13 protein-coding genes are annotated in these 14,049 nt (G+C 52.8%); 11 read left to right on the top strand and 2 right to left on the bottom strand.

Going from position 1 to position 14,049, the window contains the following annotated elements:
- The first annotated feature begins 9 nt into the window (after positions 1-9).
- The 5 genes from ACGHAD_RS11280 to ACGHAD_RS11260 all read left to right on the top strand — a co-directional run bounded on the left by ACGHAD_RS11280 (position 10) and on the right by ACGHAD_RS11260 (position 5,108).
- Positions 10-591 (top strand): Fe-Mn family superoxide dismutase, encoded by a 582-nt coding sequence (locus tag ACGHAD_RS11280; protein ID WP_339614757.1) that lies wholly within the window; start codon positions 10-12, stop codon positions 589-591.
- A gap of 208 nt (positions 592-799) precedes the next feature.
- Positions 800-1,588 (top strand): hypothetical protein, encoded by a 789-nt coding sequence (locus tag ACGHAD_RS11275; protein ID WP_339614758.1) that lies wholly within the window; start codon positions 800-802, stop codon positions 1,586-1,588.
- A gap of 345 nt (positions 1,589-1,933) precedes the next feature.
- Positions 1,934-3,454 (top strand): fumarate hydratase, encoded by a 1,521-nt coding sequence (locus ACGHAD_RS11270; protein ID WP_339614759.1) that lies wholly within the window; start codon positions 1,934-1,936, stop codon positions 3,452-3,454.
- A 90-nt stretch (positions 3,455-3,544) separates the two neighbouring features.
- The gene (locus ACGHAD_RS11265) at positions 3,545-3,883 is read left to right on the top strand and encodes a 4a-hydroxytetrahydrobiopterin dehydratase (protein WP_339614760.1); all 339 of its coding nucleotides are present in this window, start codon (positions 3,545-3,547) and stop codon (positions 3,881-3,883) included.
- A gap of 88 nt (positions 3,884-3,971) precedes the next feature.
- Positions 3,972-5,108, top strand: coding sequence for a 2OG-Fe(II) oxygenase (locus ACGHAD_RS11260; protein ID WP_382417561.1), 1,137 nt, complete (start codon positions 3,972-3,974; stop codon positions 5,106-5,108).
- Here ACGHAD_RS11260 and ACGHAD_RS11255 read toward each other — a convergent pair.
- Both ACGHAD_RS11255 and can read right to left on the bottom strand, forming a co-directional pair.
- Positions 5,105-5,830 (bottom strand): spermidine synthase, encoded by a 726-nt coding sequence (locus ACGHAD_RS11255; protein ID WP_339614762.1) that lies wholly within the window; start codon positions 5,828-5,830, stop codon positions 5,105-5,107. The two genes, ACGHAD_RS11260 and ACGHAD_RS11255, sit on opposite strands and share 4 nt — an antisense overlap.
- A gap of 47 nt (positions 5,831-5,877) precedes the next feature.
- Positions 5,878-6,507: a carbonate dehydratase gene (can, locus tag ACGHAD_RS11250; RefSeq protein ID WP_339614763.1), complete on the bottom strand. Its 630-nt coding sequence runs from the start codon at positions 6,505-6,507 to the stop codon at positions 5,878-5,880.
- 104 nt (positions 6,508-6,611) lie between these two features.
- On the opposite strand from can, the gene sbcB reads away from it, so the two are divergent.
- The 6 genes from sbcB to ACGHAD_RS11220 all read left to right on the top strand — a co-directional run bounded on the left by sbcB (position 6,612) and on the right by ACGHAD_RS11220 (position 14,018).
- A complete protein-coding gene (gene sbcB, locus ACGHAD_RS11245; RefSeq protein WP_382417558.1) occupies positions 6,612-8,090 on the top strand; it encodes an exodeoxyribonuclease I in 1,479 nt (492 codons plus the stop codon).
- 183 nt (positions 8,091-8,273) lie between these two features.
- On the top strand, positions 8,274-10,124 hold the full coding sequence (locus tag ACGHAD_RS11240; protein ID WP_339614765.1) for a methyl-accepting chemotaxis protein: 1,851 nt from the start codon (positions 8,274-8,276) through the stop codon (positions 10,122-10,124).
- Between the two features lie 197 nt (positions 10,125-10,321).
- Positions 10,322-11,542, top strand: a complete 1,221-nt coding sequence (locus ACGHAD_RS11235) for an argininosuccinate synthase (protein WP_382417557.1) — start codon at positions 10,322-10,324, stop codon at positions 11,540-11,542.
- A 230-nt stretch (positions 11,543-11,772) separates the two neighbouring features.
- The gene (gene ccoN / locus ACGHAD_RS11230) at positions 11,773-13,221 is read left to right on the top strand and encodes a cytochrome-c oxidase, cbb3-type subunit I (RefSeq protein WP_382417555.1); all 1,449 of its coding nucleotides are present in this window, start codon (positions 11,773-11,775) and stop codon (positions 13,219-13,221) included.
- Between the two features lie 12 nt (positions 13,222-13,233).
- A complete protein-coding gene (gene ccoO / locus ACGHAD_RS11225; RefSeq protein WP_339614768.1) occupies positions 13,234-13,845 on the top strand; it encodes a cytochrome-c oxidase, cbb3-type subunit II in 612 nt (203 codons plus the stop codon).
- Positions 13,845-14,018 (top strand): cbb3-type cytochrome c oxidase subunit 3, encoded by a 174-nt coding sequence (locus ACGHAD_RS11220; protein WP_339614769.1) that lies wholly within the window; start codon positions 13,845-13,847, stop codon positions 14,016-14,018. The genes ccoO and ACGHAD_RS11220 overlap by 1 nt, the downstream gene beginning before the upstream one ends.
- The last annotated feature ends 31 nt before the right edge of the window (positions 14,019-14,049 follow it).

Here is a 14,049-nt window from a genome sequence, read left to right as displayed (position 1 = left end):
GAGAACGTTATGGCTTTTGAATTACCGGAACTGCCCTACGCAAAAGATGCTTTGGCTCCACACATCTCTGAAGAGACCTTAGAATTCCATTACGGCAAACACCACAAAACCTACGTTGATAAGCTCAACGCTGCGGTACCAGGCACTGAGTTTGAAGGCAAAACTCTGGAAGAGGTGGTTAAAACTTCTAAAGGTGGTGTGTTTAACAACGCGGCACAAATTTGGAACCACACCTTTTACTGGCACTGCCTGAGCCCCAACGGTGGCGGCGCCGCTAGCGGTTCGGTGGCCAGCGCAATCGATGCAGCGTTTGGCTCTTTTGACAAGTTCAAAGAAGAGTTTACCGCGCAAGCTGTGGGTAATTTTGGTTCGGGCTGGACTTGGCTGGTGAAAAAAGCCGACGGTTCTGTGGCCATTGTTAACACCTCGAACGCTGAAACCCCGCTGACTGACGATTCAGTAACCCCGTTGCTGACCGTTGATGTGTGGGAGCACGCGTACTACATTGATTATCGCAACGCTCGTCCGAAGTACATGGACGCGTTCTGGGCACTGGTTAACTGGGAATTTGTTAACGCCAACTTTGCCTAAGTTGTTGTTTTATTGTACGAGCAAGTGCTGTGTTTATGTGCTGTAAACCAGCCCTTGTCACAAAAAACGCCGGCAATGCCGGCGTTTTTTGTATCGCAGGAACATCCCTTCTTTTTTACTGCCATAACTGTTATAACCACTACCATATTCATTGGCATGATGATTTCATGCGTTGTTGTGACTATTAGATTTGCAGTATAGGACCCTTATGGAACGCAAAGAGCCCACTCTGGGGGGAGTGATCCCCGACCGTGACGAGCATGACGATCAACCCGTACCGCGCGCAGGTGCCAATCGTGCATCGGCTGCGCATCGTCCACCGCCACCACCACCGCCATCCGATGAGCGACAAGGGCCAGGTGCCGTTGCTGTGTTGGCATTGTTGGTTGCTATTGCTGGCGTAGGTGGTAGTGGTTATCTAATGTGGCAATTAACCGAATCCCAAAAAGAGCTGGCCGATGCTGAGCATCGTATCGCCGGCCTAGAAACCCGACTTAATTTAAATTCGGATCAGTCCAGTCAAACTGTGGATGAAATCCAGGACAAATTGCAGTGGGCGGACTCCGAGATCCGTAAGCTTTGGGGGGTATCGCAAGATACCAACCGCAAGAGAATCGTTGCTAACGAGGATGCCTTGGCCTCAGTGAAGCGGCAGTTAAGCGCGGTCGAGAAAAGCGCCGCGAGTGCCAGTGCCAGCGCCAACGGTGTGAAGCGCGAGTTGCAAGCCCAGCTCGATAAATTGACGGCCCAGCTGACCCAGGCAAACGAGGCGGTTGCCAAGCTGAAATCCAGCGCCGATCAAATCGCAAGCTTGAGCATTGACGTGCAACGCGTGTCCCAGCAGTTACCCGGGCTAAGGGATTTGGCAACTAGGGTTAAGACCAACGAAGAGGCAGTCGCCGCCATCGATGCCTACCGCCGCAATACCAACAACGATATCTTGCAGCTCAAACGGCAAATCAGTAATGCCTCTGGCGGGTCGGTAACGGCGCCGTAACGCATTAAGTTGATTGTTTTTCGTGGCGCTCGTGCCATGTACATAATGCGTACAGCGTCGGGCGCCTCCTTGGTTATCTACTGAGGGGCGTGTCCTGATCGCAGCCTTATCTAGGCGCATAGTGTGTAAGATACTTTGACGTTATGCACCCTCCCGCTAAATGGCTCGTGTAGTTTTGCCTCTGGGCAAGGATCTCTACGCAAGTTACGGGGAGCGAGTCGTCGGCATTAATCTGTGTAGCCAGCTCATTAAAGCTCAGTGCGTATCGTAGATGGTGCGGCTTAGTGTTACTTTGGAGATTGGTGTAAAATTGCCGGCAAAGATCCATACCCCAGAGATTTTGCTATGACTACCGTGATTAAAGAAGCCGATTTTATCGAGAGCGTCGCCGACGCCCTGCAGTTTATTTCTTATTACCACCCCGTCGATTTTATCCAGGCTGTCCACCAAGCTTACGAGCGTGAAGCTAACCCCGCCGCGAAAGACGCCATGGCGCAAATTTTAATCAATTCGCGTATGTGTGCCATGGGACATCGCCCCATTTGCCAGGATACTGGCATTGTTACCGTCTTTGTAGAGGTGGGCATGGATGTACAGTGGGATGCTAGCCAAGGCGTGACCGATATGGTCAACGAGGGCGTGCGCCGCGCCTACAATAACCCCGATAACGTATTGCGCGCTTCTATTTTGGAAGATCCGGATGGTGCGCGTAAAAATACCGGTGATAATACCCCGGCGGTGATTCATTACAATATCGTGCCCGGCAACACAGTCGATGTGCACGTGGCCGCCAAAGGCGGGGGCAGTGAGGCAAAAACGAAGTTCGCCATGCTTAACCCCTCTGATTCGGTGGTTGATTGGGTGCTGGATATGGTGCCAAAAATGGGCGCGGGCTGGTGTCCACCAGGTATGTTGGGCATTGGTATTGGCGGCACCGCCGAAAAAGCCATGCTGTTGGCCAAAGAAGCACTGCTGGATCCGGTTGATATTCAGGAGCTGCAAGCGCGTGGCGCGGATAATCGCAGTGAAGAGCTGCGCTTAGAGTTATACGACAAAGTAAACCGTTTAGGGATTGGTGCGCAAGGCTTGGGCGGCCTGACCACCGTACTGGACGTTAAGGTTAAAGATTATCCCACCCACGCGGCCAACAAAGCGGTCGCGATTATCCCCAACTGCGCCGCCACCCGACACGCTCACTTTACCCTTGAGGGGGATGGGCCGGCGCTGCAGACCCCGCCTTCGCTGGATGATTGGCCAGAGATCAGCTGGGAAGTGTCCGATACCGTGCGTCGCGTAAATCTGGATACGGTTACGGCCGAAGACGTTAAACAGTGGCAGCCGGGTGATACTATTTTGCTGTCGGGAAAAATGCTCACCGGCCGCGACGCCGCGCATAAAAAAATGACCGATATGCTCGCCAAAGGTGAGACATTACCCGTGGATATGACCGGGCGCTTTATCTACTACGTAGGGCCGGTCGACCCGGTGCGCGACGAGGTGGTAGGGCCAGCGGGGCCGACCACGGCAACACGCATGGACAAGTTTACTCGCACTATGCTGGAAGAAACGGGTTTGCTGGGCATGATCGGTAAAGCCGAGCGTGGTCCTATTGCAATTGAGGCTATTCGCGACAATGAATCGGTTTATCTGATGGCCGTTGGCGGCGCCGCATATTTAGTGGCACAAGCAATTAAATCAGCAAAAGTGTTGGGCTTTCCGGAGTTGGGGATGGAGGCAATCTACGAGTTTGATGTTAAAGATATGCCCGTCACAGTCGCGGTTGATAGCAAAGGTGAGTCGGTTCACAAAACCGGTCCACAGGTATGGCGTGCCAAGATAGAAGAGGGTGTGGTGAAGGTTAGCTAATATCGCGGCTGCCACGCCTTTGGGCGTGGCAGGAACGTACCGTTTATCGGGGTGTCGCAACTAGTGAATCCAAATGATAGGAGATTGATTATGTCTGCATTACACGAGCAAACCTGCGAGGCGTGCAGCGCCGATGCAGCAAAGCTGACGAAAACGGAAATCGACAAACACGCCACTGATGTACCCGGGTGGACGGTAAAGTCTGTCGAAGGTATTCCGGTGTTGACGCGGGAGTTTGAGTTTAAAAACTTTGCCGAGGCTTTAACCTTTACCAATCAGGTTGGTGATTTGGCCGAAGAGGTTCAGCACCACCCCAAAATTGTAACCGAGTATGGCAAGGTGACGGTGGATTGGTGGACCCATAAGATCAAAGGGTTACATAAAAACGATTTTATTATGGCCGCAAAAACCAGCAAATTAGGCGATTAGGCCGCATGGATTTTCGCTGAGTGCATCGGCGTGTAGGTAGTACATGTGTCTACTGTACGCTCGGCGTACAGTACTAGGAGAATAAGGTTTGAAAATTATTAACCCTGATGTGGTGGCGCAGGCCTCTTTATTGCGAGAAAAGTTTGCCTCTGCTAAGCCGTTTGGTCATGTGGTGATTGACAACTTTTTGCAGCCAGAGCTGTGTGAAACGGTATTGCAGCAGTTTCCCAGCTTTGATGAGCGACTTGCCATGAACGAAAATGGTCACGTTGGTCGCAAAGCGGTAAACGAGAAAGTGGCAAGCCTGGGCAGTGCTTATCAAGAGCTCGATAAGCTCGCGAGCTCCGATGAGTTTCGGACCTTCGTCGGTCAAATCACGGGTTTGGATAACTTGCTTTATGATCCTTACTATTTTGGTGGTGGCAGCCACGAGAATTTATCGGGACAAGGGCTCGACGTTCACGTCGACTTTACCCACCACCCGGTGACTAACTGGCACCGCCGTCTAAATTTAATTATTTACCTTAATCACGATTGGGATCCAGCGTGGGGCGGTAACATCGAGCTGCATAAAAACCCGCGTTTGCCGCCAGAGCAAGACGAGGTAGTGACTGTGCCGCCGGTATTTAATCGCGCGGTGTTGTTTGAAACGCACAACAGCTCGTGGCACGGCTTTAAAAAAGTGCGGCTGCCTGACGAGGAAAGTGATCGGAGCCGTAAGTCATTTGCGCTTTATTACTATACCGACGATCGAGAGCAAAAGGTTCGACCGCACTCGACCATTTATGTCGAGGAACACGTAGACCCAGAGATTACCGCGCCAGGACATACCTTAAGTGCCACTGACAGCCAGACGATTCGTGATCATGTGATGACCAGAGATCACCATTTGGGGCGCCTGTATAACAATATTACCGACCTTATGGGGCAGTTACAGGACGCGCGGGAATACATCCAACACTTGCAGCAATTTGAAGTTAAGTTTGAGGCACTGCAGCGCGAACAAGTCGCAGCGCCGCCACAAACGTTGCCGGCTTCTGACGACGCATTGAATCAAGCTCCGCCGCCGATGGCCGCTAACACAGAGGCCGACATTGCGGCGCAACTGGCATTGGCAAGCTCGCGTGAACAAGCATTGCGACAACAGTTAAGCGCGATTGAGAATGCTCGTCTGTGGAAAGTATCGCAGCCGTTAAGGCGGCTCATTGATAGGATGCGAGGCTAGTCGGTCTGAGTGCGGGCAATGTACACCGAGTTGCTCGCCTCAACCTGCGCAAGCGCGTTGTAAAAACTCACAAGCTCGCTGCTCACTGTGGCGAAAACACTTTCTAGTAACTCGATAAATGATGGGTCTGGCGGGTTTTGGCTCCACATGGCAAATACGCCACCGGGTTTAAGTTGCTGCGCCATGGCGCTTAGGTTGGCTTGCGTGTAAAAGCCAGCGTTACTGCTGTTGAGAAACTCGCTGGGCGAGTGATCGATGTCCAGCAAAATGGCATCAAACAGACACTCGGGTGCGTCCGGGTCAAAGCCTACGTTGGGCTGGGCTAGTTCAAAAAAACTGCCCAGTACATAGCGGCACCGTTTATCGTTATTTAACGTCTCACCCACTGGTACCAGTTCGTTTTTGTGCCAGTTAATAACTGGCTCTAAAAACTCTACCACTAATAGCTCATCGATACGTGGATCTTTAAGCGCTGCCCTGGCGGTGTAGCCAAGCCCTAAACCGCCCACCACAACCTTAAGTTGCTCACCGGCGGTGGCGGCAAGTCCAAGGTCGGCCAGCGCCACTTCTGCGTCGACAAATAAGCTCGACATTAAAAACTCGTCGCCCAGCTTTACCTCGTAAATGTAATCATCGCCCAGCGCCGGGATCATCCGTCGGCGCAGGGAGATTTCACCTATGTCGGTGGGCTGGCTGTCTAGCTCGGCAAAGAGGCGGGCCACGTCAAATCCTTGGGCAGCCCTCGGGCTACATTGGTGTGTTAGTGGTGCTATACGATGCGGTAGCGCTCGCTAATATCGTCGGGTCCCACGATCGGGTCCATCAGATCTCGAATGATGCCGTCTTTAATACTGTAGCACCAGCCGTGTACGGTCAGCTCCTGGCCGCGCTTCCAGGCGTTTTGCACAATATTGGTGTGGGCCACGTTGGCCACTTGTTGCATCACATTGAGTTCGCACAAGCGGTCGATGCGGTCGTCTTCGTCGCCAATCGCTTCCAGCTCTTCTTGGTGGGCAAAGTACACATCGCGAATGTTGCGAATCCAGTAGTCAACGATACCAAACTGTTGGTTTTGCATAGAGGATTTAACCCCGCCGCAACCATAGTGGCCGGTAACCATAATGTGCTTAACTTTTAATACATCCACCGCAAACTGCATCACTGACATGCAGTTTAGGTCGGTGTGGACCACGAGATTGGCAACGTTGCGGTGTACAAAAAGGTCGCCCGGCATAAGGTCGACGATCTGATTGGCCGGTACGCGGCTGTCGGAGCAGCCTATCCAAAGGTATTCGGGTGATTGCTGTTGCGATAGTTTAGAAAAAAAATCAGGGTCTTCAGCTTTGATTTTTTCCGCCCAGCGGGCGTTGTTGGCAAAGAGTTCTTCCAGCTTGTTCATTGGGGTCCCCTTAAGTTTTTAAGCGTGAGCATTATATTTCAATGCGCCGCCAAAGTGTTACAGTAAAGCCACTTTTGTGGTTTTTTTGTATTTAAGGAGGGGCGGTGGCGGCCAACAACACGGGACACAACACCTTTTATTGGCACGATTACGAAACGTGGGGAGAGGTGCCGGCCAGTGATCGGCCCTCACAGTTTGCCGGGGTGCGCACGGATACCGATTTAAATGTGATCGGCGAGCCTTTAATGATCTACTGTAAGCCGCCAGAGGATTTGTTACCTAAGCCAGAGGCGTGCTTAGTGACCGGCATTGCCCCTCAGCACGCCGAGGCTCACGGTTTACCTGAAGCCGAATTTATGGCCAAAATTGCCGCCGAATTTGCGGTGGCAGGCACCTGTGGAGTGGGCTATAACTCGATTCGTTTTGATGACGAGGTAACCCGTTACGGCTTGTACCGTAACTTTTACGACCCCTACGAGCGCGAGTGGAAAAACGGTAACTCCCGCTGGGATGTTATCGATATGGTGCGTATGACGCGTGCGCTGCGGCCCGAGGGTATTGAGTGGCCCAATTATGATGATGGCACGCCGTGCTTTAAGCTGGAGGCGCTTACTCAGGCCAACAACCTTGAACACGGCTTGGCCCACGATGCCTTAAGTGATGTTTACGCCACCATCGCCCTGGCTAAACTGGTTAAACGACGCCAGCCCAAGTTGTTTGATTACGCCTACCGGTTGCGCAACAAGCGCTTCGCCGGCGGCATGATCGATATCGATAGTTTTAAGCCGTTGCTGCATATATCGTCGATGTTCCCTTCAAGCCAAGGCAATTGCGCGCTGGTGCTGCCGTTGGCGTTCCATCCACAGAATAAAAACAGCGTTATTGCCTATAATTTGAGCGCTGCTCCGGACGATTTGTTTAATCTTGAAGCCGAGGCCTTGGCCGAGCGCTTATTTGTGCGCAGCGATGAGTTGCCCGAAGGGGTAGAGCGGCTGGCACTGAAGGAAATCCACCTGAATAAATCCCCCATGCTGCTTCCCCCAGCGATGCTCGATGATGCCGCCGCAGAGCGCCTTGGCGTCGACCGCGCGCAGGCCGAAACTCATTGGCGGCGCTTTTCCGACATGACCTTAGTGGAGTCTACCGCTCTGCGCGCCAAGTTAGCTAAGCTCTACCAGAGCAGTCAATTTGCCCCGCGCACTGACCCCGAACAAATGTTGTACGACGGCTTTTTGGATGATCACGACAAACGTTTGCTGGCCATCGTGCGGCGCAGCGGTGGGCCAGAGTTGGCGGCGGACCCGCTGGATTTCCACGACCCGCGCTTGCCCGAGCTGTTGTGGCGCTATCGGGCGCGCAACTTCCCCGAGACTCTCAGCGCTGAAGAGCGCCAGCGGTGGTGCGACTTTTGTCATGCACGGCTCACAGATCCGGCAGCGGGTGCGGGGTTGGTGAAAGCCGACTTCGATCAAAGGATGAGCGCTTTGTTAGCACAAGAGGCATTAACTGCTGAGCAACAGCAGCAGCTGGTTCAGCTACAAGATTACGCCGATTCCCTGCTGCGCCGCGCTTCAGGGGGCTAAAGAAACAGCGCTATTGGACGATAGCTAAAACAAGTGGTTTAATTTTTATACGCTCCTGCGCCGACTTGTAGGCTTAGGGCTACCCTAGTAATGTCGGGTCACCACTGATAAAAACGATAAACCAGTTGAGGTCGGGTATTTATGCGTCTGTCCCTAAGAAAAAAAATAAGTGGCTCTGCCGCTGTGGCATTGATTGTAGTGGGTTCAGTGGTCGCGTGGTTAGCCTACTCGGCCGCTATGAGCCAAATGGAAAATAATATCCGCAGCCAGGTTAAAGGGATTTCCGGTACTTTTTCGCAGTACGTCAGCGATTGGTTTAGCAGTAAAGGGCGCGCGCTCGAGAGCTTTCCGGGGGAGGCCCTACCTGAGGATTATGTTACTCACCTCAACCAGGTTAAAAGGGCTGCTGATGTCGATAACGTGTTTCTCGGTTTTGAAAATGGCGATTTGGTCAATGCTAAAGAGCTAGTGCTTCCCGAGGGGAATAACGATCCGCGGATCTGGAGTTGGTATATCCACGCCAAAGAGCAGCCCAGGCAAACCGTGGTCGAAGACCCTTCGGTTGCCTCTGCCACTGGAAAAAATGTGGTATCGCTTGGGCGCGTGGTGCGCGATGGCGGCGGGCAAGTGATTGGCGTAATTGGCGCCGATGTGGTGCTCGACAGTATTGTCGAGCAGCTGCGCAGTATTAGCCTACCGGGTAACGGCTCGATGTTTATCGCTAAGCGCAAGGGGACGGTTTTTGCCCATAGCAATCAGGCACTTTTAAACGCAGAATTGGATTCGATTTCACCAGAGCTGACCACGGGTTATCTCGACCAACTACTGCGCGGCACTGATAATATCAACCTGCTTGAGGTAGAGGGTGAGACCTATCAGGTTTTTGCCGCCGAGGTGCCAAAATCTGAACTGGTACTGGTGATGATGCTTAATCGCGACGCACTGGTGGCACCAGTGCACTCGAGCCTCACCCAGCAGTTGATGGTGATCTTGCTGTTGGTGGTGATTAGTATTGTGGCGCTTAACTGGTTAATTGGTCGGTTGTTTGTGCCTTTGCATCGAGTGTCCGACGCGCTGCGCGAGATCGCCTCGGGCGGTGGCGACCTGACGCGCCGGTTACCGGAGGCTTCGAATGACGAAGTCGGTTCGCTGGCTCATAGCTTTAATCAGTTTGTTGAGCATATGCACGATTTGGTGGAGCATATTCGGCTGCAAGCCACTGAGTTGGACGCAAACGCCACGGCTACCGCAGGGCGGGCGACCGGCTCGGTGAATGAAATGCTGCATCAGCGAGAGCAGATTGACAGTGTTACCCGCGCCATGAGCGAGATGACCAACGCCACCGGCGAAATCGCCCGGCACGCAGAAAATACCGCTAACTCGGTGCACGAGGTGGTCAGCAGTGCCGGTGACGGAAAAAAACAAGTAGATACCACCACCGATTCGATTAACTCTTTGGCGCAAAAACTAGAGCAGGCCGGCGGTGTTGTCGGCTCGTTAAACGAGCGAGTGCAAGAGATTAACGGTATTTTGGCGACTATTCAGGGGATTGCCGAGCAAACCAATTTACTGGCGCTAAATGCTGCCATCGAGGCCGCCCGTGCCGGGGAGCAGGGGCGCGGTTTTGCCGTGGTGGCCGACGAAGTGCGAGTGTTGTCGCAGCGCACCCACGCTAGCACTGAAGAGATTCAAGGCATGATTAGCGCGTTGCATGACACCTCGAAAAACGCCGTCACCATTATGGACGATAGCCGCGAATTGGCCGCAGGTAGCGTCACCAACGCCCATAGTGCCTCACAGTCGCTTGTCACGATCAACGAGGCCGTTGCCACGATCAGTGCAATGGCGACGCAAATTGCCACAGCCGCCGAGCAGCAAAGTCACGTGGTGCAGGAGGTGATGCAGAATATGCAAACCATCTCGGATGTGGCCGAGCGCTCTCTGGGCGAAGCCGAGCAGGGCCAGTCGCGGGCGAAGGTGTTAAAAGAGCACTCAGAGGCACTCACAGACAAGGTGTCGACCTTCCGCCTGTAAGCGCGAGCAATACGCGTTTTCGCGCGCGAGCCCCAAGGTTATCCACAGGCGTGTTACCTAACTGTTTATCTGTGTAATTAGGTGACATTGGTGTGGGAATTTATCCGATTTGCGGGTACAATTTCGCCGCGCTGTGTAAGGCGTTTGTAAAACTGGACTGTTTAGCCAATACGGCTAGCCAACTGCGGGAGATCTCTATGTCATCCATCAAAAAAGTTGTATTGGCCTACTCTGGGGGGTTGGATACCTCGGTTATCGTTAAATGGCTGCAAGAAACCTACAACTGTGAGGTGGTGACCTTCACGGCCGACATCGGTCAGGGTGAAGAGGTGGCACCGGCGCGGGCTAAAGCCGAGGCGCTGGGTGTTAAAGAAATTTACATCGATGATCTGCGCGAAGAGTTTGTGCGCGACTTTGTCTTTCCTATGTTTCGCGCCAACACGATTTACGAGGGCGAGTACCTGCTGGGTACCTCCATTGCCCGCCCGTTGATTTCTAAGCGTCTGATCGAAATTGCCAATGAAACGGGTGCCGATGCTATCTCCCACGGTGCGACCGGTAAAGGTAACGATCAGGTGCGCTTTGAACTGGGCGCCTACGCGCTCAAGCCCGGTATTCAGGTCATCGCCCCTTGGCGCGAGTGGGATCTGACGTCCCGCGAAACCTTGATGGACTACTGCGAAAAACACAATATTCCGGTGGATTTTTCCAACAAAAAGAAAAAATCACCCTATTCGATGGATGCCAACCTACTGCATATCTCCTACGAGGGCGGTGTGCTGGAAGACCCCTGGACCGAAGCCGAAGACGACATGTGGCGCTGGAGTGTCTCCCCCGAGAATGCCCCGAATGAGCCTACCTATGTCGACCTAACCTTTGAAAAAGGCGATATCGTGGCCATCGATGGCGAGCGCTTGTCGCCCGCTACCGTGCTGGAAAAACTCAACAAGCTTGGCGGCGATAACGGTATTGGCCGCTTGGATATCGTCGAGAACCGCTACGTGGGTATGAAGTCGCGCGGTTGCTACGAAACTCCCGGGGGCAGCATTATTTTGAAGGCGCACCGAGCCATTGAGTCGATCACCCTAGATCGCGAAGTGGCGCATTTAAAAGACAGTTTAATGCCCAAGTACGCCGAAATTATTTACAACGGTTACTGGTGGAGCCCAGAGCGCAAAATGCTGCAAACAGCCATCGATGAGTCGCAAGAGCCGGTAAACGGCGATGTTCGCGTTAAGTTATACAAAGGCGCGGTACACGTAATTGGTCGCCGCTCTGCGGATAGCCTGTTTGACGAAAAAGTCGCCACCTTTGAAGACGATGCCGGCGCGTACGATCAGAAAGATGCCGAGGGCTTTATTAAGCTTAACGCCTTGCGTATGCGGATCGCGGCCAGCAAAGGGCGCAACCTGCTATAAGTCTGAAGTGCCGGTAAGCCTTTGGCTTGCCGGCGTATTACTGCAATACCTTATTTTTCCGCGCTGCCATATACAGCGCCGGGGTTTGTACTATAGTTGATGCAAATCAGCTCATGATAAGCCCAGCGTGCGCACTTGTGTTTAACCTGTAGTGCGCCAGCGGACAGATAGACCACCTCTAATAATACAACTTTAATTAACTGTGTTTTGCCAAATATAGGGAAGATCCTATGAGTAGTAACCTTGTGATGGCCGGCGATCACCCGACCTACGATTATAAAATCGTACGTCAATTTTCGATTATGACGATCGTTTGGGGTATTTTCGGCATGGGGGTAGGTGTTTTGATCGCCGCCCAGTTGTGCTGGCCCGAGCTGAACAACCTGTTTCAACCCTTTACCCATTTTGGTCGTTTGCGCCCACTGCACACTAACGCGGTTATCTTTGCGTTTGGCGGCTGTGCTCTGATGGGAACCAGCTACTACGTGGTACAGCGTACCTGTCAGACTAAGTTGTGGGGCGGCTGGTTAGTGCCTTTTACCTTTTGGGGTTGGCAGTTAGTAATTGTTTTGGCCGCCATCACATTGCCACAAGGGCTGACGACGACCAAAGAGTACGCCGAGCTAGAGTGGCCCATTGATATTCTTATCGCCTTGGTGTGGATCTCCTACGCAATTGTCTTTTTTGGCACCATCGTCAAACGTAAAACCTCACATATTTATGTGGCCAACTGGTTCTACGGCGGCTTTATTTTAACCATTGCGATACTGCACATCGTTAACAGTGCCGCGATTCCGGTAAGCTGGTTTAAATCTTACTCGGCTTACGCCGGTGCGGCGGATGCCATGGTGCAGTGGTGGTACGGCCACAACGCCGTTGGCTTCTTTCTGACAGCCGGTTTCCTGGGCATGATGTACTACTTCGTGCCTAAGCAGGCGGGGCGTCCGGTTTATTCTTATCAACTGTCTATCGTTCACTTTTGGGCGCTAATCTCGGTGTACATCTGGGCCGGTGCTCACCACTTGCATTACTCTGCGCTGCCCGATTGGGCGCAAAGCTTGGGCATGGTGATGTCATTGATTCTGCTTGCGCCATCGTGGGGCGGGATGATCAACGGTATTATGACGCTCTCGGGCGCTTGGCATAAATTGCGCACCGACCCGACCCTGCGCTTTTTGGTGGTGTCGCTGTCATTCTATGGTATGTCGACCTTCGAAGGGCCGATGATGTCCATCAAAACTGTTAACGCTTTGAGTCACAACACTGACTGGACCATCGGTCACGTGCACTCTGGTGCGTTGGGTTGGGTGGCCATGATTTCTATCGGTGCGGTTTATCATTTGCTGCCTATCTTGTTCGGCCGTAAAGAGATGTACAGCGTTAAGTGGGTAAACGTGCACTTTTGGTTGGCGACTATTGGCACGGTACTTTACATCGCGGCAATGTGGGTCAACGGCATTATGCAAGGCTTAATGTGGCGCGCATTTAACGACGACGGCACCTTAACCTATAGCTTTGTCGAGGCGGTGCAAGCCAGCCACCACGGTTATGTGGTGCGGTTTGTCGGTGGGGTGTTCTTCCTCTCCGGTATGATTTTGATGGCTTACAACACCTACCGTACCGCGCAAACACCGCGCGAGGTGGAGTCAGACAGCAACCCACAAGCGCAAGCGGTTTAAGGAGGCCAGTCGATGAAAGGTCACGATATAGTCGAAAAAAATATTGGTCTAATGACCGTGCTGGTGATTGTCGCCATTAGTTTTGGCGGCTTGGTAGAGATTGTTCCGCAATTTTTCTTAAAAGAAACCACCGAACCAGTCGCGGGACTTAAACCGCTTGGTCCCGTTGAGCTAGAAGGCCGCGATATCTACATTCGCGAGGGCTGCCACGTTTGCCATACGCAAATGGTGCGTCCGCTGCGCGCCGAGGTAGAGCGTTATGGTCATTACTCGGTTGCCGGTGAAAGCGTTTACGAGCACCCATTCTTGTGGGGCTCTAAACGCACAGGCCCTGACCTTGCCCGTGTTGGCGGTCGCTACTCGGACGACTGGCACAAAGTGCATTTGTTTAATCCGCGCATTGTGGTGCCCGAGTCAAACATGCCTGAGTTTCCCTGGCTGTATGATAACAAGCTCGACGGCAAGCACACCGAAGATAAAATGCGAGCCTTACGCAAAGTGGGTGTTCCCTACACTGATGAGACCATCGAAGGTGCGGGCGATAAAGTGCGCGGTATGACGGAGATGGATGCATTGGTGGCTTATTTGCAACAGCTGGGCACATTGCTCAAGGAAAAACGCTAATGGATAAGGGCACTTGGGGCGCTATTAGCACCGTGTTGGCGGCCATCGCGTTTGTCGGTATTTGCTGGTGGGCGTTTGCGCCGAGCCGCCGTAAGCGCTTTGATGATGACGCTAATTTACCTTTTGCCGATGAGCAAGATGACAACGACACAACACAAAAAAGCAAAAGATAACACCCATCGACCGGTGATGTAGCAAGGCGGA

This window comes from Gilvimarinus japonicus (assembly GCF_042847215.1).
Classification (GTDB): domain Bacteria; phylum Pseudomonadota; class Gammaproteobacteria; order Pseudomonadales; family Cellvibrionaceae; genus Gilvimarinus; species Gilvimarinus japonicus.
The sequence above is the reverse complement of the archived record's forward strand: the minus strand, read 5'-3'. Positions and strand labels throughout refer to the sequence as shown.

Excerpts from the sequence above, each read along its gene's own strand:
- ACGHAD_RS11280 (WP_339614757.1), top strand. The coding sequence starts at position 10 with ATGGCTTTTGAATTACCGGAACTGCCCTACGCAAAAGATGCTTTGGCT.
- ACGHAD_RS11275 (WP_339614758.1), top strand. The coding sequence starts at position 800 with ATGGAACGCAAAGAGCCCACTCTGGGGGGAGTGATCCCCGACCGTGAC.
- ACGHAD_RS11270 (WP_339614759.1), top strand. The coding sequence starts at position 1,934 with ATGACTACCGTGATTAAAGAAGCCGATTTTATCGAGAGCGTCGCCGAC.
- ACGHAD_RS11265 (WP_339614760.1), top strand. The coding sequence starts at position 3,545 with ATGTCTGCATTACACGAGCAAACCTGCGAGGCGTGCAGCGCCGATGCA.
- can (WP_339614763.1), bottom strand. The coding sequence starts at position 6,507 with ATGAACAAGCTGGAAGAACTCTTTGCCAACAACGCCCGCTGGGCGGAA.
- ACGHAD_RS11235 (WP_382417557.1), top strand. The coding sequence starts at position 10,322 with ATGTCATCCATCAAAAAAGTTGTATTGGCCTACTCTGGGGGGTTGGAT.
- ccoN (WP_382417555.1), top strand. The coding sequence starts at position 11,773 with ATGAGTAGTAACCTTGTGATGGCCGGCGATCACCCGACCTACGATTAT.
- ccoO (WP_339614768.1), top strand. The coding sequence starts at position 13,234 with ATGAAAGGTCACGATATAGTCGAAAAAAATATTGGTCTAATGACCGTG.
- ACGHAD_RS11220 (WP_339614769.1), top strand. The coding sequence starts at position 13,845 with ATGGATAAGGGCACTTGGGGCGCTATTAGCACCGTGTTGGCGGCCATC.